The following is a 23,303-nucleotide window of genomic DNA, read 5'->3' as shown; positions in this document are numbered from 1 at the left end:
CGAACAGCATGAAGATCAAGAAGGGTGACCTGGTTCAGGTCATCACCGGCAAGGACAAGGGCAAGCAGGGCAAGGTCATTCAGGCCATGCCGGCTGAGAACAAGGTCCTGGTCGAGGGTGTGAACCGGGTCAAGAAGCACACCAAGCCGGGCCCGGGCACCCAGGGTGGCATTGTCACCGTCGAGGCTCCCGTGCACGTCTCCAACGTCCAGCTGGTCGTGGAGAAGGACGGCAAGAAGGTCGTCACCCGCGTTGGTTACCGCTTCGACGACGAGGGCAACAAGATCCGCGTTGCCAAGCGAACCGGTGAGGACATCTGATGTCTGAGACGACTGTTGAGAAGGTGGCCCCCCGTCTCAAGGAGCGTTACAACTCCGAGATCAAGGGCCAGCTGCAGGAGCAGTTCTCGTACGAGAACGTCATGCTGATCCCCGGCCTGGTCAAGGTCGTGGTCAACATGGGTGTCGGCGAGGCTGCCCGTGACAGCAAGCTGATCGAGGGCGCGATCCGCGACCTGACCGCGATCACCGGTCAGAAGCCGGCCGTGACCAAGGCTCGCAAGTCCATCGCGCAGTTCAAGCTGCGCGAGGGCCAGCCGATCGGCACCCACGTCACCCTCCGTGGTGACCGCATGTGGGAGTTCCTGGACCGTCTGGTGTCGCTGGCTCTGCCGCGTATCCGTGACTTCCGTGGTCTCTCCCCCAAGCAGTTCGACGGCCGTGGCAACTACACCTTCGGTCTGACCGAGCAGGTTATGTTCCACGAGATCGACCAGGACAAGGTCGACCGTCAGCGCGGTATGGACATCACCGTCGTGACCACCGCTCAGACCGACGACGAGGGCCGGGCGCTCCTGCGCGCTCTGGGCTTCCCGTTCAAGGAGGCGTGAGCCAATGGCGAAGAAGTCCCTCATCGCAAAGGCCGAGCGTAAGCCGAAGTTCGCTGTCCGGGCGTACACCCGGTGCCAGCGCTGCGGCCGTCCGCACTCGGTGTACCGCAAGTTCGGCCTGTGCCGTGTGTGCCTCCGTGAGATGGCCCACCGCGGCGAGCTGCCGGGCGTGACCAAGAGCTCCTGGTAGTCCTCCTCTTCATTCAGAAGAGGGACATCCACCAGCTCTGGGCATCCAGCGACGCAGAGGTGCCCGGCCCCACTCCTTCTTCCCCTTCGGGGGGAGTTTGGGCTCCCGCCAGGGATCCCGTAAGGTAGTGGGGTCGGGCCCCCTGCCGCGGCATTCCCTATGGATGCACGCGGCTCTCTTATGAGGGCTCGCACACCCAGTCTTACTACGTCGTAGGTCCCCTGCGCTTGTGCCCCTTTCGCACTCTTCCGAGTGCGCGGAGGGGGACCTGGCGCGGAGAAACCACGGCGAGAGAGGCCTGAGGCCACCATGACCATGACCGACCCCATCGCAGACATGCTCACGCGTCTGCGTAACGCTAACTCGGCGTACCACGACTCCGTGGCGATGCCGGCTAGCAAGATCAAGGCGCACGTCGCCGAGATCCTGCAGCAGGAGGGGTACATCTCCTCCTACAAGGTTGAGGAGCCCACTGAGGGCGAGGTCGGCAAGAAGCTGACCATCGAGCTCAAGTTCGGCCCGAACCGTGAGCGCTCCATCGCCGGCATCAAGCGCATCAGCAAGCCGGGTCTGCGCGTTTACGCAAAGTCCACCAACCTGCCGAAGGTTCTCGGCGGCCTGGGCGTGGCGATCATCTCCACGTCCTCCGGCCTCCTGACCGACAAGCAGGCCGCCAAGAAGGGCGTAGGCGGAGAAGTTCTCGCCTACGTCTGGTAATTCGGGAAACGGAGGTACAGCAATGTCGCGCATTGGACGGCTGCCCATCCCGGTTCCCGCCGGCGTGGACGTCACCATCGATGGCCAGGCGGTCTCGGTGAAGGGCCCGAAGGGCTCTCTCACCCACGTTGTCGCCGCGCCGATCGAGATCGGCAAGGACGAGAACGGCACCCTGGTCGTCACTCGCCCGAACGACGAGCGTCTGTCGAAGGCCCTGCACGGGCTGAGCCGCACGCTGGTGGCGAACATGATCACCGGCGTGACCGCGGGCTACCGCAAGTCGCTGGAGATCAGCGGTGTTGGTTACCGAGTCGCAGCGAAGGGCTCCAGCATGGAGTTCCAGCTCGGCTACAGCCACCCGATCCTGATCGAGGCCCCGGAGGGCATCTCCTTCGTGGTCGAGTCGCCCACCAAGTTCCACGTGGACGGGATCGACAAGCAGCTGGTCGGCGAGGTTTCGGCCAAGATCCGCAAGCTGCGTAAGCCCGACCCGTACAAGGCCAAGGGCGTCAAGTACGCGGGCGAGGTCATCCGCCGCAAGGTCGGAAAGAGTGGTAAGTAAGCGATGAGCGTCTCTGTCAAGATCGGCAAGGGCAACGCCTACAAGAGCACCGCTCGCAAGCGCCGCGCGATTCGCGTTCGCAAGCGTGTCGTCGGCACCGAGGTGCGTCCGCGTCTCGTTGTGACGCGCTCGAACCGTCACATGGTCGCCCAGGTCATCGACGACGCCAAGGGTCACACCCTGGCGTCGGCGTCCACCCTCGACGTGTCCATCAAGGGCACCGAGGGCGACAAGACCGAGCTGGCCAAGAAGGTCGGGAGCCTGGTCGCCGAGCGCGCCAAGGCCGCCGGCATCGAGTCGGTCGTCTTCGACCGCGCGGGCAACCGGTACGCCGGCCGCATCGCCGCCCTGGCGGACGCGGCCCGTGAGGCCGGGCTCGACTTCTAAGCCGCTCGTCGGCTCTGTCGACGGACGTAAACGAGAGAGGTAATTCCAATGGCTGGACCCCAGCGCCGCGGTAGCGGCGCCGGCGGCGGCACCGGCGGCGAGCGGCGCGACCGTAAGCGTGACGACCGGGGCGCTGCCCAGGTTGTCGAGAAGACCGCTTACGTCGAGCGCGTCGTCGCGATCAACCGTGTCGCCAAGGTTGTCAAGGGTGGTCGTCGTTTCAGCTTCACCGCGCTGGTCGTGGTGGGCGACGGTGACGGCACCGTGGGTGTCGGTTACGGGAAGGCGAAGGAGGTTCCGGCCGCCATCGCCAAGGGTGTTGAGGAGGCCAAGAAGAGCTTCTTCAAGGTCCCCCGTATCCAGGGCACCATCCCGCACCCGATCCAGGGCGAGAAGGCCGCCGGCGTCGTGCTGCTGAAGCCGGCGTCCCCCGGTACCGGTGTTATCGCCGGTGGCCCGGTGCGTGCCGTCCTGGAGTGCGCCGGCGTTCACGACATCCTGTCGAAGTCGCTCGGCTCGGACAACGCGATCAACATCGTGCACGCCACCGTGGCTGCTCTGAAGGGCCTCGTGCGCCCCGAGGAGATCGCCGCCCGTCGTGGCCTGCCGCTGGAGGACGTGGCTCCCGCCGCTCTGCTGCGGGCGCGTGCTGCCGGGGTGAGCGCCTGATGGCTCGCCTCAAGATCACGCAGACCAAGTCCTACATCGGTAGCAAGCAGAACCACCGTGACACCCTGCGTTCGCTTGGTCTCAAGCGCATGCACGATGTGGTCGTGAAGGAGGACCGTCCCGAGATCCGCGGGATGGCCCACACCGTCCGTCACCTCGTCACGGTCGAGGAGGTTGACTGACATGGCGGACTCTCCGCTGAAGGTCCACAACCTGAAGCCTGCCCCGGGTGCCAAGACCGCCAAGATCCGTGTTGGTCGTGGTGAGGGCTCCAAGGGTAAGACCGCAGGTCGTGGTACCAAGGGCACCAAGGCCCGTTACCAGGTTCCGCAGCGCTTCGAGGGTGGCCAGATGCCCCTCCACATGCGCCTGCCGAAGCTGAAGGGCTTCAAGAACCCGGCCCACAAGCAGTTCCAGGTCGTGAACCTGGAGAAGCTGGCCGAGCTCTACCCGCAGGGTGGCGAGGTCACCATCGCCGATCTGGTCGAGAAGGGCGCCGTTCGCAAGAACGAGCTCGTCAAGGTCCTCGGCCAGGGTGACATCTCCGTGGCGCTGCAGGTGACGGTCGACGCCGTCTCCGCCTCGGCCGCAGAGAAGATCGCCGCCGCCGGTGGCTCCGTGACCGAGCTCATCTGAGACCGGTGACCTACGGGCCCGGTACTTCCCGAAAGGGAGGTACCGGGCCCGTTCTCTTTGTGTGTCAAATCCGGGCATCTGGTACCCCATAAGAAGGGGACCGGCGGCACACGCTTTTTCCGAGTGGCCACACACTGTTAGAGTCCGTGGAGTTCCCTTGTACGCTGGCGCGAGATTTGCCTGCGCCGCCCGTATCGGGGCTCGTAATCTCCCCCCATCAGGACCGACCCTCCCGCCGACGACGCGTGGGAGGCGCAGGAGGCACCGTGCTCAGTGCGTTCGCGCGGGCGTTCCAGACGCCCGACCTGCGCAAAAAGCTGCTGTTCACGCTGGGCATCATGGTGCTGTTCCGGCTGGGCGCACACATCCCAGTGCCGGGCGTCAACTTCGTCGCGGTCAACCAGTGCTACAAGCAGACGACTTCCGGTCTGTTCGGCCTGGTCAACCTCTTCAGTGGTGGAGCACTGCTCCAGCTGACGATCTTCGCGCTCGGCATCATGCCGTACATCACGGCCAGCATCATCCTCCAGCTCCTCACCGTGGTGATTCCGCGGCTTGAGGCGCTGAAGAAGGAGGGGCAGGCCGGTACGGCGAAGATCACCCAGTACACCCGGTACCTGACCATCGCGCTCGCGGTGCTCCAGGGCACCGGCATCGTGGCCACGGCCTCCAGCGGCGCGCTGTTCTCCGGCTGCCCGCTGGCCAACCAGATCGTGCCGGACCAGTCGGTCTTCCGGATCGCGGTCATGGTCATCACGATGACCGCCGGCACCACCGTGATCATGTGGCTGGGTGAGCTGATCACCGACCGCGGTATCGGCAACGGCATGTCGATCCTGATCTTCACCTCCATCGCGGCCGGCTTCCCGGGCTCGATGTGGGCAATCAAGACGTCGGGCAAGCTCTTCGGCGGCTGGGGCGAGTTCTTCAGCGTCATCCTGGTCGGCGTCGTCGTCGTGGTCCTGGTCATCTTCGTCGAGCAGGCCCAGCGCCGGATCCCCGTCCAGTACGCGAAGCGGATGATCGGCCGCCGCGCCTTCGGCGGCACCTCGACCTACATCCCGTTGAAGGTGAACCAGGCCGGTGTCATCCCGGTCATCTTCGCTTCGTCGCTGCTCTACATTCCGGCCCTGGTGGTTCAGCTGACCAACAGCCAGGCCGGCTGGGCGACCTGGATCCGCACCAACTTCGTCAAGGGCGACCACCCGATCTACATGGTCACGTACTTCGTGCTGATCGTGTTCTTCGCCTTCTTCTACGTCGCGATCTCCTTCAACCCCGAAGAAGTTGCCGACAACATGAAGAAGTATGGTGGGTTCATCCCGGGTATCCGGGCCGGCCGCCCGACGGCCGAGTACCTTAACTACGTGCTGACCCGAATCACGTGGCCGGGTGCGCTCTACCTGGGCCTGATCGCGTTGATCCCGATGATCGCCCTGGTCGCCTTCGGACAGCAGACCAACTTCCCGTTCGGCGGCACCAGCGTGCTCATCGTCGTCGGCGTCGGACTCGAAACTGTGAAGCAGATCGAGAGCCAGCTCCAGCAGCGTAATTACGAAGGGTTCCTCCGCTGATGCGTATCGTCCTCGTCGGACCTCCCGGGGCCGGGAAGGGTACTCAGGCGCATGTGCTCGCCAAGACCCTGTCCATCCCTCACATCTCCACCGGTGACCTGTTCCGCGCCAACATCAGCCAGGGCACCCCGCTGGGGCTCGAGGCGAAGGCGTACATGGACGCGGGCCGCCTGGTACCGGATGAGGTCACCATCGGCATGGCCAAGGACCGGATGCTGCAGCCGGACGCCAGAGGCGGTTTCCTGCTGGACGGCTTCCCGCGCAACCTGGGCCAGGCCAAGGCACTGGACGAGTTCCTGACCGAGCAGGGCATCGCCCTGGACGGGGTGCTCGACCTGGAGGTCCCCGAGGACGAGGTCGTCAAGCGGATCGCCGGCCGCCGGCTGTGCCGCAAGGACGGCGCCCACGTCTTCCACGTGGTCTACAACCCGTCGGCCGTCGAGGGCGTCTGCGACGAGTGCGGTGGCGAGCTCTACCAGCGCTCGGACGACACCGAAGAGGCCGTCCGGGTCCGCCTGGAGGAGTACCACTCCAAGACCGAGCCGATCATCGGCTACTACGCGGACCAGGGCCTGCTGGTGACCATCTCGGCGCTCGGCAAGGTCGACGAGGTCACCGAGCGCGCGGTCTCGGCCCTGGAGCAGAAGAAGCACGCCTGACGACGTCCGAGACGGCCGGGAAGCCCCCAGGAGGGGCTTCCCGGCCGTCTCGGCGTCGTACGGTGGTACGAGCACGGCCGCCCGGCAAGGACCGGGCGCGCGACAACAGTGGAAGGCGTGACCAGATGGTGGAGATCAAGACCCCCGAGCAGATCGCGAAGATGCGGGCGGCCGGGCTGGTCGTCGCCGAGGCGCTCAAGGCCTGCCGGGAGGCGGTCGCCCCCGGCATCACCACGGGCGAGCTCAATGACATCGCGGACAAGGTCATCACCGGCCACGGTGCCACCTCGAACTTCCGGGCCGACCACGGTGGTCTGTGGTTCCCGGGTGTGATCTGCGCCTCGGTCAACAACGAGGTGGTGCACGGCATCCCGGGTGACCGGGTGCTTCAGGAGGGCGACCTGATCTCGATCGACTGCGGCGCGATCGTGGACGGCTGGCACGGCGACGCCGCCATCTCCGTCCCGGTCGGCGAGGTCCGGCCGGAGGTCGCGATGCTCAGCGACGTCACCGAGGGCTCGATGTGGGCGGGTATCGCCCAGATGAAGAAGGGCAACCGCCTGGTCGACGTCTCCAAGGCGATCGAGGGCTTCATCCGCCGCCAGCCGCTGCCGCCCAAGGGCAAGTGGGGCATCACCGAGGGATACGGCGGCCACGGCATCGGCACCTCGATGCACATGGAGCCCCACGTGCTGAACTACGTCGAGGGCCGCCGCGGCAAGGGCGTGAAGCTGATCCCGGGCACCGTGCTGGCGATCGAGCCGATGGTCTCGCTCGGCACCCCGCACACCGCGGTGCTCGAGGACGACTGGACGGTCGTCACCAACGACGGCACCTGGGCCGCGCACTGGGAGCACTCGGTGGCCGTCACCGAGCAGGGCCCGCTGGTGCTCACCGCCTTCGACGGCGGCAAGGCCGCGCTGGCGAAGCTGGGTATCACCGCAGCTCCGGACCCTCTGGCCTGATCGTCCGTCGGAGTAACGCTGTTTCAGGGCCTGGCGGCCTTCTGTCGCCAGGCCCTTTGTCCTATTTTGGTGCTGCTAAGCTCCCAGGCTCGGCCAGGACCTCAGGACAAAGGGGACAGCAGTGCTCAAGGGCTTCCGCGACTTCATGATGCGCGGCAACGTGATCGACATGGCGGTCGGTGTCGTCATCGGTGCGGCCTTCACCGCGGTGGTGACCGGCTTCGTCTCGGCCTTCCTCACCCCGCTGGTGGGTGTGGTGGTCGGCGCGGCCGGGGACTTCAGCAGCTACAAGTTCAGCGTGGCGGGGGTCACCTTCCCGTACGGTCAGTTCCTCAACGTGCTGATCGCCTTCTTCATGACCGCGGCGGTGCTGTACTTCTGCGTGGTGCTCCCGATCACCAAGGCGACCGCCCGGTACCTGCCCAAGAAGCCCAAGGTGGCCAAGCGCCCCTGCCCCGAGTGCCTGACCGAGATCCCCGAGGCCGCCCGCCGCTGCTCGGCCTGCACCGCGCATGTCGAGCCGCTGGCCTACGCCCCGCAGCGCTGATTTCGTCTTGGTGCGGTGCTTGGTTTACGATGGTGCGTCGGCTCACTCGTAGCGTGCTTCGGCACGCCCTCTTCCCACAGGGCCCGTCCTTTGCGGCGGAACCAGCCTTGACAGGGGTGGGGTGGACCCAGGCTCGCACGAGCGTGCCGCATGCGGTAGCCGGCCCCGGAAGGTGGATCTCGCAGTTCATGGCAAAGAAGCAAGGCGCCATTGAGATCGAGGGCACCGTGATCGAGTCTCTTCCGAACGCCATGTTCAAGGTCGAGCTGCAGAACGGTCACAAGGTCCTCGCGCACATCAGCGGCAAAATGCGTATGCACTACATCCGCATCCTCCCGGACGACCGGGTCGTTGTAGAGCTCAGCCCTTACGACCTGACTCGCGGCCGGATCGTCTACCGGTACAAGTAAGCAACTGTCAGATCTAGACCCGGAGAACCTGAACCATGAAGGTCAAGCCGAGCGTCAAGAAGATCTGCGACAAGTGCAAGGTGATCCGCCGCCACGGTCGGGTCATGGTGATCTGCGACAACCTGCGCCACAAGCAGCGCCAGGGCTGATCTCGCCCCAGCATTTCTCGTAGTACTTCGCGCGACGCGAAAACGTCATAAGCGGGCCGTCCGATCCAGCCGAGAGGCTGGACTGCCACCCCCGGTCAGAGGCCGGGGCTCCCATACCGAGAGGTATCGGAGTAGGCGGCACGTCAGACCTCTGAAGAAACACAGGAGCCATGAATGGCACGCCTCGCCGGCGTTGATCTCCCCCGTGAAAAGCGGATCGAGATCGCCCTCACCTACGTCTACGGCATCGGCCGTACCCGCGCCCAGCAGACGCTGGCCGAGACCGGTGTGAACCCGGACGTCCGCGTCCGCGACATCACCGAGGACGACCTCGTCAAGCTGCAGAAGTTCATCGACGCGAACTTCGAGGTCGAGGGTGACCTCCGCCGTGCAGTGGCCGCCGACATCCGCCGCAAGGTCGAGATCGGTTGCTACGAGGGTCTGCGTCACCGCCGTGGCCTGCCGGTCCGCGGTCAGCGCACCCACACCAACGCGCGTACCCGCAAGGGCCCGCGTCGCGCGATTGCCGGCAAGAAGAAGCCGGGCAAGAAGTAGTCCGCCCGTTAACCGGACATCCCTCCGGCCCGCGGGTTAGCGGACCGACCACCTCAGTAGGAGAACAGACTTATGCCCCCCAAGGGTCGTCAGGCTGCCGGCGCGAAGAAGATCCGCCGCAAGGAAAAGAAGAACGTCGCTCACGGCCACGCGCACATCAAGAGCACGTTCAACAACACCATCGTTTCGATCACCGACCCTGCGGGCAACGTGATCTCCTGGGCCTCCGCCGGTCACGTCGGCTTCAAGGGCTCGCGCAAGTCCACCCCGTTCGCCGCGCAGATGGCCGCCGAGGCCGCTGCCCGTCGCGCGCAGGAGCACGGCATGCGCAAGGTTGACGTCTTCGTCAAGGGTCCGGGCTCGGGCCGCGAGACCGCGATCCGTTCGCTCCAGGCCACCGGCCTGGAGGTCGGCTCCATCCAGGACGTCACCCCCACCCCGCACAACGGCTGCCGTCCGCCGAAGCGCCGCCGCGTCTGACGCGGTGCCTTCGGGCACGCAGTCTGCTTGAAACCTCGTACGGGGTCCTGCTCGGTTGATTCGGTACCGCGTGCAGGACCCCGTACGCTTGGTCCTGTCGGCATCAAATAGTGGGTGCCGAAGACAACTGGAGGAATACCCCTCATGCTGATCGCTCAGCGTCCCTCGCTGACCGAAGAGGTCGTCGACGAATTCCGCTCGCGGTTCGTGATCGAGCCGTTGGAGCCGGGCTTCGGCTACACCCTCGGCAACTCGCTCCGCCGTACGCTCCTCTCCTCGATCCCCGGCGCTGCTGTCACCAGCATCCGGATCGACGGTGTCCTGCACGAGTTCACCACCGTGCCGGGCGTCAAGGAGGACGTCACCGACCTCATCCTGAACATCAAGCAGCTGGTCGTCTCCTCGGAGCACGACGAGCCGGTCGTGATGTACCTGCGCAAGCAGGGCCCGGGTGTGGTCACCGCCGCCGACATCGCGCCGCCGGCCGGTGTCGAGGTGCACAACCCCGAGCTGGTCCTCGCCACGCTGAACGGCAAGGGCAAGCTGGAGATGGAGCTGACCGTCGAGCGCGGTCGCGGCTACGTCTCCGCCGTGCAGAACAAGGCTTCCGGCCAGGAGATCGGCCGCATCCCGGTCGACTCGATCTACAGCCCCGTGCTGAAGGTCACCTACAAGGTCGAGGCCACCCGTGTCGAGCAGCGGACCGACTTCGACAAGCTGATCGTCGACGTCGAGACCAAGCCCGCCATGCGCCCCCGTGACGCCATGGCCTCGGCCGGTAAGACCCTGGTCGAGCTGTTCGGTCTCGCCCGCGAGCTGAACATCGACGCCGAGGGCATCGACATGGGCCCGTCCCCGACGGACGCCGCCCTGGCCGCCGACCTGGCGCTGCCGATCGAGGAGCTGGAGCTCACCGTTCGGTCGTACAACTGCCTCAAGCGCGAGGGCATCCACACCGTGGGTGAGCTCGTTGCCCGCTCCGAGGCCGACCTGCTCGACATCCGCAACTTCGGTGCGAAGTCGATCGACGAGGTCAAGGCGAAGCTGGCCGGCATGGGCCTGGCCCTCAAGGACAGCCCGCCCGGATTCGACCCGACCGCTGCCGCCGACGCCTTCGGCGCCGACGACCTGGACGACCAGGGTTACGCGGAGACCGAGCAGTACTAAGGATTTGTGATGGGGGCGACTCCCCGTGAGTCGCCCCCGTTCCATGCAAGTCGTGCGGGCACAGTGCTCGTACGCCCGCTGCGGTACCTGATACGGCCGCAGTCGGAGATTCAAGGAGAAATCCCATGCCGCGTCCCACCAAGGGTGCCCGCCTCGGCGGCGGCCCGCACCACGAGCCGCTGCTGCTCGCCGGTCTGTGCCGGGAGCTGTTCCAGTACGGCCGCATCACCACGACCGAGGCCAAGGCCCGTCGGATGCGCCCGCTGGCGGAGAAGCTGATCACCAAGGCGAAGAAGGGCGACATCCACAACCGTCGCCTGGTCCGCAAGACCATCACCGACGTCGCGGTGCTGCACACCCTCTTCACCGAGATCGCGCCGCGCTACGAGAACCGCCCGGGTGGTTACACCCGTATCACCAAGATCGGTCCCCGTCGTGGCGACAACGCCCCGATGGCCGTGATCGAGCTGGTCGAGGCGCTGACCGTCGCGCAGACCGCTGTCGGCGAGGCCGAGGGTGCCACCAAGCGCGCCGTCAAGGAGGCCGACGAGGCCGCCGCGGTCGAGACCACCGAGGTCGAGAACGCCTGACACCTTTAGGTGTGTGACGGGCCCGCTCTCCCAGCGATGGGGGAGCGGGCCCGTTCCTTATCGTGTGGAGAAGCAGTGCTGAAGGATTGCGAGCAGACGCCGCCGCAGCAGGACGGCCCCTCGGAGGGGTTCAGACGGATCAGGTTCGACCTGGCGTACCAGGGCGCCGAGTTCTCCGGCTGGGCACGGCAGCGGGGCCGCCGCACCGTGCAGGAGGAGATCGAGAGCGCGCTGCAGATCGTCACCCGGAGTCCGGAGCCGTACGCGCTGACCGTGGCCGGGCGGACCGACGCCGGGGTGCACGCGCGCGGCCAGGTCGCCCACGTGGACCTGCCGGTCGAGCTGTGGGTCGAGCACGGGGAGAAGCTGCTCCGCAGGCTGGCCGGGCGGCTGCCCGCCGACATCCGGATCTACCGGGTGAGCGAGGCTCCGTACGGTTTCGACGCCCGGTTCGCCGCGATCTGGCGTCGGTACGCCTACCGGGTCGCCGACCACCCCGGCGGGGTGGACCCGCTGCTGCGCGGCCATGTGCTCTGGCACGACCGCCCGCTGGACGTCGAGAAGATGAACGAGGCGGCCGGGCTGCTGCTCGGCGAGCACGATTTCGCCGCGTACTGCAAGAAGCGCGAAGGCGCGACCACCATCCGCACCCTGCTCGAACTGCACTGGGACCGCGTGCCGGTGGACGCCTACGCGGCCCAGGAGGGGACGCTGGCGGTGGCCACCGTCCGGGCGGACGCCTTCTGCCACAACATGGTGCGCTCGCTGGTCGGCGCGATGCTGCTGGTCGGGGACGGACATCGGCCGGTGGAGTTCCCCGGCGAGGTGCTGGCGGGCCGGGTGCGCAACAGTGCGGTCAACGTGGTGCGACCGTACGGGCTGACGCTGGAGGAGGTCGGCTACCCCGCCGACGACCAGCTCGCCGAGCGCAACCGGGCGTCCCGGCGGATGCGCACCCTCCCGGGGCAGCCGCTCGGCATGTGAGCAGGCACCCGATCAGCCATGCCCCTGGTGGTCCGTGCGTGGCTGATCGGGTTGCCTGTGGCGCTGCGTCAGCCGGTGGGGGAGGAGCTCGGGGCGGGTGAGCCTGCGGGGGCGGTCCTGGCGGCGTCCATGGCGGCCTTGCCGCGGGCCGTCAGGATGGTGTTGGCGTAGCCGACCAGGTCGCGGGCGGCCACCGGGATGGCCTTGTCGGCGGCCGTGGCCGGCTTGCCGTCGGACCGGCCCGCGAGAGCGACCATGAGGTAGCGGCCCAGGGAGTCCCGGCTGGTGCGGCAGGCGGTGTCGCCCTGGCAGAACTTCGGTGCGTTCCCGTCGGCCAGCGCCTTGACGGTCATCGAGGACGCGGCGGAGACCGTCTTGACGGCGTTGCCGCTGTTGGGGAAGTCCACGATGGCCAGCGTCACGGCGACCGGGCCGTTGACGTAGGTGGCCCGGAAGACGTGCAGGCAGCCGTTGCTGTTCAGGACCTTGGCCAGGTCGGCGTCGGCCGCGCCCGAGCAGTCCTTGAGGTTGGTGACATCCGTCGCGGCGAGGCTGTACTGGTGGCCGTTGGTAGTGATCTTGTCGTCGGCGAAGAGACTCTTCACGTTCAGCGGGACTGTGTCGGTCTTGACCCGGCTGATGAAGCCCTCGGGCGAGGTCGGCGCGGGGGCCGGAGTGCCGTTGTCGCCGTCGTCGCCGCCGTCGGTGGGAGCGGCGCTCGGGCTGCCGGTCACGGAGGCCTGGGAGGTGCCGTCCTTCTTGCCGGAGAGCACCAGCGTGGTGGCCACGATCCCGACCACGGCGGCGACCGCCAGCACACCGCCGCTGATCATCAGCAGGCGCTTGCGGCGGCGGTTGGCCGCCTCGTTCTGCTCGGCCAGCTCCATCCAGTCGGGCTCGCCCGCCTGTGCGAGGGGCGGATAGCCGTACCCGCCCTGCGGCGGCGGGTAGCCGTAGCCACCGCCCTGGGCGGGCGGGTAGCCGTAGGTGGGCTGGGCCGGGGGGTAGCCGTAGCCGGAGGCCGGCGGCACGGACGCGGCCGGGAAGCCGGGCTGCGGCTGTATCGGCTGCTGGCCCGGGGCAGGGGCCTGCGGCTGGGCATGGGAGGGGAACTGTGCGGCTGGCGGTGCCGCCTGCGGCGGGACCGCCGCGGGGTTCTGCGGCTGCTGCTCGCCCGACTGCTCGCCCGGTCCAGGTGTGGTTGCCGACCCATCGCTCATAAGCGCGAATTTTAGGGCATGACCTGGTCCTGGCCTGGTCCGCATACCGAATCGGTACCGAAATCCGTTTGGGCCGGGGAGGTGGGCCGTAGCAAAATCCGACCTATGGGACACGTCGAGATTTCGCACCTTGAGTACTACCTGCCGGACGGGCGGGTGCTGTTCGACGACGCGTCCTTCCGGGTGGGGGAGGGCGCCAATGTCGCCCTGGTCGGCGCCAACGGTGCCGGTAAGACCACCCTGCTGCGCATGATCGCCGGGGATGTCCAGCCGCACGGCGGCACGGTGACGGTCAGCGGCGGCCTGGGCGTGATGCGCCAGTTCGTCGGCACCACGGGACGCGAGGACCAGCGGGAGACTCCCGGCGCACTGCCGCCGGACGCCTCCGTACGCGACCTGCTGGTGTCGGTCGCCCCCGCCCGGATCGCCGTCGCCGCCCGCGCCGTGGACGCCGCCGAGCTGGCGATGATGGCGCAGGAGGACGAGAAGACGCAGATGCAGTACGCCCAGGCCCTCGCCGACTGGGCGGACGCCGGCGGCTACGACTACGAGACCGACTGGGACGTCTGCACCATGGCGGCCCTCGGCATGCCCTTCGACAAGGCCCAGTGGCGCGGCCTGAACACCCTCTCCGGCGGTGAGCAGAAGCGGCTCGTCCTGGAGGCGCTGCTGCGCGGCCCCGAGGAGGTGCTGCTGCTGGACGAGCCGGACAACTACCTGGACGTCCCGGGCAAGCGCTGGCTGGAGGAGGCGATCCGGGCCACCTCCAAGACGGTCCTGTTCATCTCGCACGACCGTGAGCTGCTCTCCCGCACCGCCGACAAGATCGTCAGCGTCGAGTCCGGTGCGGCCGGCAGCAGCGTCTGGGTGCACGGCTCCGGCTTCGACTCCTTCCACCAGGCCCGCAAGGAGCGCTTCGAGCGCTTCGAGGAGCTCGGCCGCCGCTGGGACGAGGAGCACGCCAAGCTCAAGAAGCTGGTGGTCAACCTGCGCCAGGCGGCCTCGGTCAGCCATGACATGGCCTCCCGGTACTCCGCCGCGCAGACCAGGCTCAAGAAGTTCGAGCAGGCCGGCCGCCCCGAGGCCCCGCCGCGTGAGCAGAAGATCAGCATGCGGCTCAAGGGCGGCCGTACCGGCGTGCGGGCCCTCACCCTGGAGAAGCTCGAACTCACCGGCCTGATGCGGCCGTTCGACCTGGAGATCTACTACGGCGAGCGGGTCGCGGTGCTGGGTTCCAACGGCTCCGGCAAGTCGCACTTCCTGCGGATGCTGGCCGGGGACGAGACCGTCGCGCACACCGGCACCTGGAAGCTCGGCGCCCGCGTGGTGCCCGGTCACTTCCGGCAGACCCACGCCCACCCCGAGCTCTTCGGCCGTACCGTCCGTTCGATCATCGAGGAGGAGCACGCGCTCGACCGCAAGGCCGCGATGGGCGTGCTGCGCCGCTACGAGCTGGACCGCCAGGAGGAGCAGCGCTTCGAGTCGCTCTCCGGCGGCCAGCAGGCCAGGCTGATGATCCTCAAGCTGGAGCTGTCCGGTGTGACGGCCCTGCTGCTGGACGAACCCACCGACAACCTGGACCTGGAGAGCGCCGAGGCCCTGCAGGAGGGCCTGGAGGCCTTCGACGGCACGGTCGTGTGCGTCACCCACGACCGCTGGTTCGCCAGGACCTTCGACCGTTTCCTGGTCTTCGGCTCGGACGGCAAGGTGTACGAATCGCCCGAACCGGTGTGGGACGAGACTCGTGTGGAGCGCGAGCGATGACTGTTTTTGACCCGTACGGGCCCGCCCGGTAGGCTGGGCGCTTGTTGTGCGTATTGGCTCGCTCCATCTCACGTGAGAGGTCGGTACGCCGGAGATACCAGGCCGATGACCAGCGGCCCCCCTTGAATTGCGTCCAAGTGGGTCCAGGCTGATCTCTTCGTCCAGGTGCTCCTGTCAGGACTCACTCACTGAAAAGCGAAGGCTACGACCGTGCGTACGTACAGCCCCAAGCCCGGCGACGTCCAGCGTCAGTGGCACGTCATCGACGCGACCGACGTCGTGCTCGGCCGCCTGGCCTCCCAGGCCGCCAACCTCCTCCGGGGCAAGCACAAGGCGATCTACGCGCCGCACGTTGACACTGGTGACTTCGTCATCATCATCAACGCGGACAAGGTGCACCTCTCGGGTAACAAGAAGACCCAGAAGCTGGCCTACCGCCACAGCGGTTTCCCGGGCGGTCTCCGCTCGGTCCGCTACGACGACCTCCTGGACAAGAACCCGGAGAAGGCCGTCGAGAAGGCCATCAAGGGCATGATCCCCAAGAACAGCCTGGGCCGTCAGATGCTCTCGAAGCTCAAGGTCTACTCGGGCGACCAGCACCCGCACGCTGCCCAGCAGCCGGTGCCGTTCGAGATCACCCAGGTCGCGCAGTAATTCCGGCCACCCCACCCCATCACTGATTTTTAGCAGGAGCTGAGGAACACCGTGGCCGAGACTGCCATCGAGAACACCCTCGAGGTCGACTTCGACGAGACCGTCGAGGAATACACCTCCGAGACCGAGTACACCTCTGAGTCGCTGGCCGGCCGCTTCGGCGAGGCCACCCCGGGCGCCGGCCTCGGCCGCCGCAAGGAGGCGATCGCCCGCGTGCGCATCGTCCCGGGCACCGGCCAGTGGAAGATCAACGGCCGCACCCTGGAGAACTACTTCCCCAACAAGGTGCACCAGCAGACCGTCAACGAGCCCTTCAAGCTGCTTGAGCTTGACGGCCGTTACGACGTCGTCGCCCGCATCTCGGGTGGCGGCGTCTCCGGTCAGGCCTACGCGCTGCGCCTCGGCGTTGCCCGTGCGCTGAACGAGGCCGACGTGGACAACAACCGCGGCGCCCTCAAGAAGGCCGGCTTCCTGACCCGTGACGCCCGCGCCGTCGAGCGCAAGAAGGCCGGTCTGAAGAAGGCCCGCAAGGCGCCGCAGTACAGCAAGCGCTAAGCACCTCCGCCGGGGGGCGTACCATCTGCGATGGTTCGCACCCTTGGGTGCAGTCGTACGCCCCGGAGCACCCCGTGTGCTCCGGGGCGTCGTGCTTTTCTCCCCTTCACGCCGGTGCGGAGGCAGGGGAACCGCGAGAAATTGGCCAGTGACTTTGGCGACGGAGGACCAGGAACGTGGGACGACTCTTCGGTACGGATGGTGTGCGCGGTGTGGCCAATGAGGGCCTGACCGCCGAACTGGCGCTCGGCCTGTCGGTGGCCGCCGCGCACGTTCTCGGCGATGCGGGGGCTTTCGACGGCCATCGCCCGGTCGCGGTGGTGGGCCGTGATCCGCGCGCGTCCGGGGAGTTCCTGGAGGCCGCGGTGATCGCCGGTCTGGCGAGTGCCGGCGTGGACGTGCTGAGGGTCGGCGTGCTGCCGACGCCCGCCGTGGCGTACCTCACCGGTGCGCTCGGCGCCGACTTCGGTGTGATGCTCTCCGCCAGCCACAACGCGATGCCGGACAACGGCATCAAGTTCCTTGCGCGCGGCGGCCACAAGCTCGACGACGCCATCGAGGACGCCATCGAGGCGCACTACACCCGCTACGGCGTCGGGGACGAGAACTGGAAGCGCCCCACCGGTGCCGCCGTCGGCCGGGTCCGCCAGTACACCGAGGGCTTCGACCGCTACGTCGCCCACCTGATCGGGGTGCTGCCCAACCGCCTGGACGGCATCAAGGTCGTCATCGACGGCGCCCACGGCGCCGCCGCCCGGGTCGCCCCCGAGGCCTTCGCCCGCGCGGGCGCCGAGGTCGTGCACACCCTGGGTACCGAGCCGACCGGGCTCAACATCAACGACGGCGTCGGCTCCACCCACCTGGACAAGCTGCGCGTCGCGATGAAGGAGCACCAGGCCGACCTCGGTATCGCCCTGGACGGCGACGCCGACCGCTGCCTGGCCGCCGACGCCGAGGGCGACGAGGTGGACGGCGACCAGATCATCGCCATCCTCGCCGTCGCCATGAAGGAGGCCGGCACGCTGCGCCGCAACACCGCCGTCGCCACCGTGATGTCCAACCTGGGCTTCAAGCTGGCGATGCAGCGTGAGGGCATCGAGCTGGTGGAGACCGCCGTCGGCGACCGGTACGTGCTGGAGGCGATGAAGCAGGAGGGCTACGCGCTGGGCGGCGAGCAGTCCGGGCACGTCATCCTGCTGGACCACGCCACCACCGGCGACGGCACCCTGACCGGTCTGATGCTGGGCGCCCGACTGGCCGCCACCAAGCGGCCGCTGGCCGACCTGGCCGCCGTGATGACCCGCCTGCCGCAGGTCCTGATCAACGTCAAGGGCGTGGACAAGAGCCGGGTGACCACCTCCGAGGAGCTCACCCAGGCGGTCAAGGAGGCGGAGGCCGAGCTGGGCGACACCGGCCGCGTCCTGCTCCGCCCCTCGGGCACCGAGCCGCTGGTCCGGGTCATGGTCGAGGCGGCCGACCCGGAGCAGGCCAAGGCCGTCGGCGAGAAGCTGGCCGAGGCCGTGCGCACCCACCTGGGCTGAGCCCACGTCAACAGCCCCTTGCCCGGCGGGCAAGGGGCTGTTGAATGCCCGTCGGGGTGAGCGCGCGTCAGAGTTTGCGCAGCAGTGCGCGACGGACCTTGTGGTCCGCGCCCTTCTGCAGGACCAGGGTCGCCCGGCCGCGGGTCGGCAGCACGTTCTCCAGCAGGTTCGGCTTGTTGATGGTGCGCCAGACCTGGCGGCCGTACTCCATCGCCTCCTCCTCCGGCACCTCGGTGAAGCGGCGGAAGTAGGAGTTGGGATCCTGGAAGGCCGTGTTCCGCAGCTTCCTGAACCGGTCGAGGTACCAGCTCTCGATGTCGTCGGTGCGGGCGTCCACGTAGATCGAGAAGTCGAAGTAGTCGGCCACCGCCAGGCGGGTGCGGCCGTCGGTGCCCGGCAGGGCGGGCTGCAGTACGTTCAGGCCCTCGACGATCAGGATGTCGGGGCGCTCCACGGTGAGCCGCTGGTCAGGCACGATGTCGTACACCAGGTGCGAGTAGACCGGCGCGGAGACCCGCTCCTTGCCCGCCTTCACGTCCGCCACGAAGCGCATCAGCGCCCGGCGGTCGTAGGACTCGGGGAAGCCCTTGCGGGCCATCAGGCCGCGGCGGCGCAGCTCGGCGTTGGGGAGCAGGAAACCGTCGGTGGTGACCAGCTCGACCCGGGGGTGCTCGGGCCAGCGGGCGAGCAGGGCCTGAAGCAGGCGGGCGGTGGTGGACTTGCCGACCGCGACCGATCCCGCCACCCCGATCACGAACGGGGTGCGGGTGCGCTCGGTGTCCGGCGTGTCCAGGAACGTGCCCAGGGTGCCGCGCAGTTCGTGCGTGGCGTGGATGTAGAGGTTCAGCAGCCGGGACAGCGGCAGATAGACGTCTCTGACCTCGTCCAGGTCCAGTGCGGTGCCCAGGCCACGGAGTCGCTCCACCTCCTCGGCGGTCAGCGGCATCGGCGTGCGCTCGCGCAGGGCGCTCCACTCGGCCCGGTCCAGATCCACGTACGGGGAGGGGGTGGGCGTGGCGGGGGCGCCCCTCGTACAGAGTTCGGTCAGCACATGCTCCATTGTGGGCCGTCGCGGACCACCTGGGTGGTGTGGTGTCGGTCACGGGCCTTGGCCCACCGGCGTTTATAGGGCGAACGCCGCCGCGCTTATGCTGGCTCACATGTGCGGAATTGTTGGATATGTGGGGTCCCAGACGGCCCTCGACGTAGTGATCGCAGGACTGCAGCGCCTGGAGTACCGGGGGTACGACTCCGCCGGTGTGGCCGTGCAGACCCGGGGCGCCGACGGGCAGTGGAGCCTCGCCACCGACAAGCGGGCCGGAAAGCTCGCCAACCTTGAGAAGTCCCTTGCCCAGACGCCGCTGCCCGGCGGCACCACCGGCATCGGCCACACCCGTTGGGCCACCCACGGCGGCCCGACCGACGCCAATGCCCACCCTCACCTGGACGACCTCCAGAAGGTCGCCGTCGTCCACAACGGCATCATCGAGAACTTCGCCCAGCTGCGTGCCGCGATCGCCGAGCGGGGTCACACCCTGCGCTCGGAGACCGACACCGAGGTGGTCGCCCACCTGCTGGCCGAGGCGTACGACGGTGACCTGGCCGAGGCCATGCGGGCCGTCTGCTGCCAGCTGGACGGCGCGTTCACCCTGGTGGCGGTACACGCGGACGCCCCGGACGTGGTGGTCGGCGCCCGTCGCAACTCCCCGCTGGTCGTCGGCCGCGGCGAGGGCGAGAACTTCCTCGCCTCCGACGTCGCCGCCTTCATCGCGCACACCCGCGAGGCGATCGAGCTGGGCCAGGACCAGGTCGTCGAGCTGCGCCGCGAAGGTGTGACGGTCACCAACTTCGACGGCACCCCGGCCGAGGTCCGCGAGTACCACGTGGACTGGGACGCCTCCGCCGCCGAGAAGGGCGGCTACGACTACTTCATGCTCAAGGAGATCGCCGAGCAGCCGAAGGCCGTCGCCGACACCCTGCTCGGCCGGATCGGCACCGACGGCCGGCTGACCCTGGACGAGCTGCGCATCCCGGACTCGGTGCTGCGCGAGGTCGACAAGGTCGTCATCGTGGCCTGTGGGACGGCGTTCCACGCGGGCATGATCGCCAAGTACGCGATCGAGCACTGGACCCGTATCCCGTGCGAGGTCGAGGTCGCCTCGGAGTTCCGCTACCGCGACCCGATCATGAACGACCGGACCCTGGTCATCGCCATCTCCCAGTCCGGCGAGACCATGGACACCCTGATGGCGCTGCGCCACGCGCGCGAGCAGGGTGCCAAGGTGCTGGCGATCTGCAACACCAACGGCTCGACCATCCCGCGTGAGTCGGACGCCGTGCTGTACACGCACGCCGGTCCCGAGGTCGCGGTCGCGTCCACCAAGGCGTTCCTGACCCAGCTGGTGGCCTGCTACCTGGTCGCGCTCTACCTCGGCCAGGTGCGCGGCACCAAGTGGGGCGACGAGATCTTCGACATCATCCGCGAGCTCGGCGACGCGCCGAAGCAGGTCGAGCAGGTCCTGGAGACCATGGAGCCGGTGCGCGAGCTGGCCCGCTCGCTGGCCGACGCCAAGTCGGTGCTCTTCCTCGGCCGCCACGTCGGCTTCCCGGTCGCCCTGGAGGGTGCGCTCAAGCTCAAGGAGCTGGCGTACATGCACGCCGAGGGCTTCGCGGCGGGCGAGCTCAAGCACGGCCCGATCGCGCTGATCGAGGAGGGGCTGCCGGTCGTCGTGGTGGTGCCGTCCCCGCGCGGGCGCTCGATCCTGCACGACAAGATCGTCTCCAACATCCAGGAGATCCGGGCCCGTGGCGCCCGCACGATCGTGATCGCCGAGGAGGGCGACGAGGCCGTCGTCCCGTACGCCGACCACCTGATCCGCATCCCGGCCACCCCGACCCTGCTCCAGCCGCTGGTGTCCACCGTTCCGCTCCAGGTCTTCGCCTGCGAGCTGGCCACCGCCAAGGGCCACGAGGTCGACCAGCCGCGCAACCTGGCCAAGTCCGTGACGGTCGAGTAGCCGAGCGACAGGTGCCACAGAGGGCCCGCCCTTCCCGGCTGTCCGGGAGGGGCGGGCCTTTCGCACACCGGCTAGATTGCGGTCACGTTGACGGCTGACGGGCCCTTCTGGCCGTCCTGGATCTCGAACTCCACGTTCTGGCCTTCCGCAAGGGTCTTGAAGCCGTTGCCCTGGATCGCGCTGAAGTGGACGAAGACGTCCTTGCTGCCGTCAGCGGGGGTGATGAAGCCGAACCCCTTGGACTCGTTGAACCACTTGACCTGACCCTTGAGCTTTGACATCGGTACTTTCCTCACTCGACGGGGATGCGCTTGGTGCGGCACCCCTGAACCGCTGGTAGCCATCCTTTCCCAGGCGTCGGCTTCTATGTCAGTGATCCGAATAATCGAGGCAAGGAGTCGCAGGGTGATCATCGGGGTCGGTATCGACATCGCGGAGATCGGTCGGTTCGAGGCGTCGTTGGCGCGTACACCCGGCATGGTGGAGCGGCTGTTCACCGAGGCGGAGCTGCTGCTGCCGTCCGGGCAGCGGCGCGGGGCGGCCTCCCTGGCCGCACGGTTCGCGGCGAAGGAGGCGCTGGCCAAGGCGCTGGGCGCGCCGCGCGGACTGTGCTGGACGGACGCCGAGGTGCACACCGAGGACTCCGGGCGCCCGGTGCTGCGGGTCAGCGGCACGGTCGCGGCACGGGCGGCCGAGCTGGGTGTGACCTCGTGGCACGTATCGCTCAGCCACGACGCGGGCGTAGCGTCGGCGGTAGTGATCGCTGAAGGCTGAGCCCGGGGAGGGCGTCGTGCGCCAGGCACATACGGTCGAGCAAGTACGGGCAGCGGAGGCCGAACTGATGGCCCGCCTTCCGGAGGGCGCCCTGATGCAACGTGCCGCTGCCGGACTGGCCGCAACCTGTGCCCGGCTCCTCGGACGGGTGTACGGCAGCCGCGTCGTGGTGCTCGCGGGCAGCGGCGACAACGGCGGCGACGCCCTCTATGCGGGGGCCCGGCTGGCCCGGCGCGGCGCGGCGGTGAGCGCGATCCTGCTCAGGCCGGAGCGGGCGCACGCGGACGCCCTCGCCGCGCTGCGGGCGGCCGGCGGCCGGGTGACGGCCGATCGGGCGGAGTTCGGGCGAGCCGACCTGGTACTCGACGGGATCGTCGGCATCGGCGGCCGGGGCGGGCTGCGGCCCGAGGCACAGCCGTACGTGAGCGCCGAGCGGCGCGGCGTGCTCGTCGCCGTGGACGTACCGAGCGGGGTGGACCCGGACAGCGGCGAAGTGCCGGGGGCCGCGCTGCGGGCGGATGTGACGGTGTGCTTCGGCACCTACAAGCCGGGGCTGCTGATCGACCCCGGCGCTTCGTACGCGGGCGCGCTGCAGCTGGTGGACATCGGGCTGACACCGCCAAGCCCCGCCGTGACGGCGCTTCAGCACCGCGATCTGGCCGCGCTGCTGCCGGTGCCGTCGGCGGAGAGCGACAAGTACCGGCGCGGGGTCGTCGGAGTCGCGGCTGGGTCGGCGCGGTACCCCGGGGCTGCGCTGCTGGCGGTGGCGGGTGCGCTGCGGGGCGGCGCGGGCGCGGTGCGGTACGTGGGCACGGCGGCCGAGGAGGTCGTCCGGCGCTTCCCGGAGACACTGGTCACCGAGGGCGGCCCCGCCGGGGCCGGGCGGGTGCAGGCATGGGTGGTCGGACCGGGTTCCGGCGACGGGGCCGCACGGGCGCTGGAGGAGGCACTGGCGAGCCAGGTCCCGGTCCTGGTGGACGCCGACGGCCTCACCGAACTCGCCCGCCTGGGCCCCACCGCCCTGGCCGGTCGCACCGCACCCACCCTGCTCACCCCGCACACGGGCGAAGCCGCCCGCCTGCTGGCGCGCGCGGGCGGGGACGGTGACCCGGTGACGTCCGTGGGGGCGGAGGTGTCCGGTGTGCGGGGCGGGGGTGCACCACCTGCGGCCGAGGAGTTGGCCGCTGCCCGGCTTGCCACCGTGCGGCGGCTGGCCGGGGCGTACGGGGCGACGGTGCTGCTCAAGGGCTCCACGACGGTGATCGCCACGCCCGACGGGGAGGTACGGGTCAACCCGACCGGCACCCCTTGGCTGGCCACGGCGGGCAGCGGCGACGTCCTCTCCGGGCTGGCGGGTTCCCTGCTCGCTGCCGGGCTCGGTCCGCTCGACGCCGCCTCGGCCGCCGCCTACCTGCACGGTCTCGCAGGTCGCGAGGCCGCCGCCGGCGGCGCCCCGGCCACCGCGCTGGACGTCGCCGCCGCACTGCCCGCGGCGTGGCGGACCGTACGGACGTCGGCCGGGGCCTGAGCCGGGCCGATGGGCCGGGTACGCATCCGTCGTCAGCCGGGCAGTCCCTGGGGGGTGCGAGGCTCCGCTCGATCAACTGCGTGCGCGACCAGCCGTGCACTGCCGCAGCTCTTGGTCATC

At 68.6% G+C, this 23,303-nt stretch carries 30 protein-coding genes; 27 read left to right on the top strand and 3 right to left on the bottom strand.

Annotated features, from left to right (window positions below; genetic code table 11):
• The first annotated feature begins 8 nt into the window (after positions 1–8).
• The 20 genes from rplX (at position 9) to truA (ending at position 12,130) form a co-directional block, all read left to right on the top strand.
• Positions 9–320 (top strand): 50S ribosomal protein L24, encoded by a 312-nt coding sequence (rplX, locus tag P3T39_RS06010; RefSeq protein WP_030232484.1) that lies wholly within the window; start codon positions 9–11, stop codon positions 318–320.
• Complete coding sequence (rplE, locus tag P3T39_RS06005; RefSeq protein WP_030280779.1) at positions 320–889, top strand: 50S ribosomal protein L5; 570 nt, start codon at positions 320–322, stop codon at positions 887–889. The genes rplX and rplE overlap by 1 nt, the downstream gene beginning before the upstream one ends.
• 4 nt (positions 890–893) lie before the next feature.
• On the top strand, positions 894–1,079 hold the full coding sequence (locus P3T39_RS06000; protein WP_045305888.1) for a type Z 30S ribosomal protein S14: 186 nt from the start codon (positions 894–896) through the stop codon (positions 1,077–1,079).
• Between the two features lie 309 nt (positions 1,080–1,388).
• Complete coding sequence (gene rpsH, locus P3T39_RS05995; RefSeq protein WP_033213994.1) at positions 1,389–1,796, top strand: 30S ribosomal protein S8; 408 nt, start codon at positions 1,389–1,391, stop codon at positions 1,794–1,796.
• Between the two features lie 22 nt (positions 1,797–1,818).
• Positions 1,819–2,358: a 50S ribosomal protein L6 gene (gene rplF, locus P3T39_RS05990; protein WP_280696286.1), complete on the top strand. Its 540-nt coding sequence runs from the start codon at positions 1,819–1,821 to the stop codon at positions 2,356–2,358.
• Positions 2,359–2,361: 3 nt separating this feature from the next.
• The gene (rplR, locus tag P3T39_RS05985) at positions 2,362–2,745 is read left to right on the top strand and encodes a 50S ribosomal protein L18 (RefSeq protein WP_280696285.1); all 384 of its coding nucleotides are present in this window, start codon (positions 2,362–2,364) and stop codon (positions 2,743–2,745) included.
• A gap of 48 nt (positions 2,746–2,793) precedes the next feature.
• Positions 2,794–3,414, top strand: coding sequence for a 30S ribosomal protein S5 (gene rpsE, locus P3T39_RS05980; protein WP_280696284.1), 621 nt, complete (start codon positions 2,794–2,796; stop codon positions 3,412–3,414).
• Complete coding sequence (rpmD, locus tag P3T39_RS05975; protein ID WP_030055835.1) at positions 3,414–3,596, top strand: 50S ribosomal protein L30; 183 nt, start codon at positions 3,414–3,416, stop codon at positions 3,594–3,596. The genes rpsE and rpmD overlap by 1 nt, the downstream gene beginning before the upstream one ends.
• A gap of 1 nt (position 3,597) precedes the next feature.
• Positions 3,598–4,050, top strand: coding sequence for a 50S ribosomal protein L15 (gene rplO / locus P3T39_RS05970; protein WP_280696283.1), 453 nt, complete (start codon positions 3,598–3,600; stop codon positions 4,048–4,050).
• 266 nt (positions 4,051–4,316) lie between these two features.
• The gene (gene secY / locus P3T39_RS05965) at positions 4,317–5,624 is read left to right on the top strand and encodes a preprotein translocase subunit SecY (RefSeq protein ID WP_280696282.1); all 1,308 of its coding nucleotides are present in this window, start codon (positions 4,317–4,319) and stop codon (positions 5,622–5,624) included.
• Entirely contained in the window at positions 5,624–6,283 is a 660-nt protein-coding gene (locus P3T39_RS05960; RefSeq protein ID WP_280696281.1) for an adenylate kinase, read from the top strand. Before secY ends, P3T39_RS05960 begins: the two co-directional genes overlap by 1 nt.
• A 125-nt stretch (positions 6,284–6,408) precedes the next feature.
• Positions 6,409–7,248 (top strand): type I methionyl aminopeptidase, encoded by an 840-nt coding sequence (gene map / locus P3T39_RS05955; RefSeq protein ID WP_280696280.1) that lies wholly within the window; start codon positions 6,409–6,411, stop codon positions 7,246–7,248.
• A gap of 121 nt (positions 7,249–7,369) precedes the next feature.
• Complete coding sequence (gene mscL / locus P3T39_RS05950; protein ID WP_280696279.1) at positions 7,370–7,795, top strand: large conductance mechanosensitive channel protein MscL; 426 nt, start codon at positions 7,370–7,372, stop codon at positions 7,793–7,795.
• A 188-nt stretch (positions 7,796–7,983) separates the two neighbouring features.
• A complete protein-coding gene (infA, locus tag P3T39_RS05945; RefSeq protein ID WP_003956442.1) occupies positions 7,984–8,205 on the top strand; it encodes a translation initiation factor IF-1 in 222 nt (73 codons plus the stop codon).
• A gap of 35 nt (positions 8,206–8,240) precedes the next feature.
• Positions 8,241–8,354: a 50S ribosomal protein L36 gene (gene rpmJ, locus P3T39_RS05940; protein WP_003956441.1), complete on the top strand. Its 114-nt coding sequence runs from the start codon at positions 8,241–8,243 to the stop codon at positions 8,352–8,354.
• Between the two features lie 174 nt (positions 8,355–8,528).
• The gene (gene rpsM, locus P3T39_RS05935) at positions 8,529–8,909 is read left to right on the top strand and encodes a 30S ribosomal protein S13 (protein WP_280696278.1); all 381 of its coding nucleotides are present in this window, start codon (positions 8,529–8,531) and stop codon (positions 8,907–8,909) included.
• A 72-nt stretch (positions 8,910–8,981) separates the two neighbouring features.
• A complete protein-coding gene (rpsK, locus tag P3T39_RS05930; RefSeq protein ID WP_030232513.1) occupies positions 8,982–9,389 on the top strand; it encodes a 30S ribosomal protein S11 in 408 nt (135 codons plus the stop codon).
• Between the two features lie 144 nt (positions 9,390–9,533).
• Entirely contained in the window at positions 9,534–10,556 is a 1,023-nt protein-coding gene (locus P3T39_RS05925; RefSeq protein WP_030263446.1) for a DNA-directed RNA polymerase subunit alpha, read from the top strand.
• A gap of 125 nt (positions 10,557–10,681) precedes the next feature.
• Entirely contained in the window at positions 10,682–11,146 is a 465-nt protein-coding gene (gene rplQ, locus P3T39_RS05920) for a 50S ribosomal protein L17 (RefSeq protein WP_280696277.1), read from the top strand.
• 75 nt (positions 11,147–11,221) lie between these two features.
• The gene (gene truA, locus P3T39_RS05915; protein WP_280696276.1) at positions 11,222–12,130 is read left to right on the top strand and encodes a tRNA pseudouridine(38-40) synthase TruA; all 909 of its coding nucleotides are present in this window, start codon (positions 11,222–11,224) and stop codon (positions 12,128–12,130) included.
• A gap of 68 nt (positions 12,131–12,198) precedes the next feature.
• Here truA and P3T39_RS05910 read toward each other — a convergent pair whose 3' ends face one another.
• A complete protein-coding gene (locus P3T39_RS05910) occupies positions 12,199–13,350 on the bottom strand; it encodes a hypothetical protein (protein WP_280696275.1) in 1,152 nt (383 codons plus the stop codon).
• 105 nt (positions 13,351–13,455) lie between these two features.
• Between P3T39_RS05910 and P3T39_RS05905 the strand changes: the two genes are divergently transcribed.
• The 4 genes from P3T39_RS05905 to glmM all read left to right on the top strand — a co-directional run bounded on the left by P3T39_RS05905 (position 13,456) and on the right by glmM (position 17,864).
• Entirely contained in the window at positions 13,456–15,114 is a 1,659-nt protein-coding gene (locus tag P3T39_RS05905; RefSeq protein WP_280696274.1) for an ATP-binding cassette domain-containing protein, read from the top strand.
• 210 nt (positions 15,115–15,324) lie between these two features.
• Entirely contained in the window at positions 15,325–15,768 is a 444-nt protein-coding gene (gene rplM, locus P3T39_RS05900) for a 50S ribosomal protein L13 (protein ID WP_035848207.1), read from the top strand.
• A 51-nt stretch (positions 15,769–15,819) separates the two neighbouring features.
• On the top strand, positions 15,820–16,323 hold the full coding sequence (rpsI, locus tag P3T39_RS05895; RefSeq protein WP_280696273.1) for a 30S ribosomal protein S9: 504 nt from the start codon (positions 15,820–15,822) through the stop codon (positions 16,321–16,323).
• Between the two features lie 176 nt (positions 16,324–16,499).
• A complete protein-coding gene (glmM, locus tag P3T39_RS05890; RefSeq protein ID WP_280696272.1) occupies positions 16,500–17,864 on the top strand; it encodes a phosphoglucosamine mutase in 1,365 nt (454 codons plus the stop codon).
• A 67-nt stretch (positions 17,865–17,931) separates the two neighbouring features.
• Here the strand turns inward: glmM and coaA are convergent, their stop codons facing one another.
• A complete protein-coding gene (gene coaA / locus P3T39_RS05885; protein WP_280696271.1) occupies positions 17,932–18,924 on the bottom strand; it encodes a type I pantothenate kinase in 993 nt (330 codons plus the stop codon).
• A gap of 100 nt (positions 18,925–19,024) precedes the next feature.
• Here coaA and glmS point away from each other — a divergent pair, with 100 nt between their 5' ends.
• On the top strand, positions 19,025–20,881 hold the full coding sequence (gene glmS, locus P3T39_RS05880) for a glutamine--fructose-6-phosphate transaminase (isomerizing) (RefSeq protein WP_280696270.1): 1,857 nt from the start codon (positions 19,025–19,027) through the stop codon (positions 20,879–20,881).
• Positions 20,882–20,952: 71 nt separating this feature from the next.
• Here glmS and cspE read toward each other — a convergent pair whose 3' ends face one another.
• A complete protein-coding gene (cspE, locus tag P3T39_RS05875) occupies positions 20,953–21,162 on the bottom strand; it encodes a transcription antiterminator/RNA stability regulator CspE (protein ID WP_280696269.1) in 210 nt (69 codons plus the stop codon).
• An 85-nt stretch (positions 21,163–21,247) separates the two neighbouring features.
• Here cspE and P3T39_RS05870 point away from each other — a divergent pair, with 85 nt between their 5' ends.
• The gene (locus P3T39_RS05870; protein ID WP_280696268.1) at positions 21,248–21,655 is read left to right on the top strand and encodes a holo-ACP synthase; all 408 of its coding nucleotides are present in this window, start codon (positions 21,248–21,250) and stop codon (positions 21,653–21,655) included.
• 16 nt (positions 21,656–21,671) lie between these two features.
• Positions 21,672–23,183: an NAD(P)H-hydrate dehydratase gene (locus P3T39_RS05865; protein WP_280696267.1), complete on the top strand. Its 1,512-nt coding sequence runs from the start codon at positions 21,672–21,674 to the stop codon at positions 23,181–23,183.
• Positions 23,184–23,303 lie beyond the last annotated feature (120 nt).

The organism is Kitasatospora sp. GP82, from assembly GCF_029892105.1.
Lineage (GTDB): Bacteria > Actinomycetota > Actinomycetes > Streptomycetales > Streptomycetaceae > Kitasatospora.
Note: the sequence above shows the minus strand (reverse complement) of the source record. Positions and strands in the feature narration are given on the sequence as shown.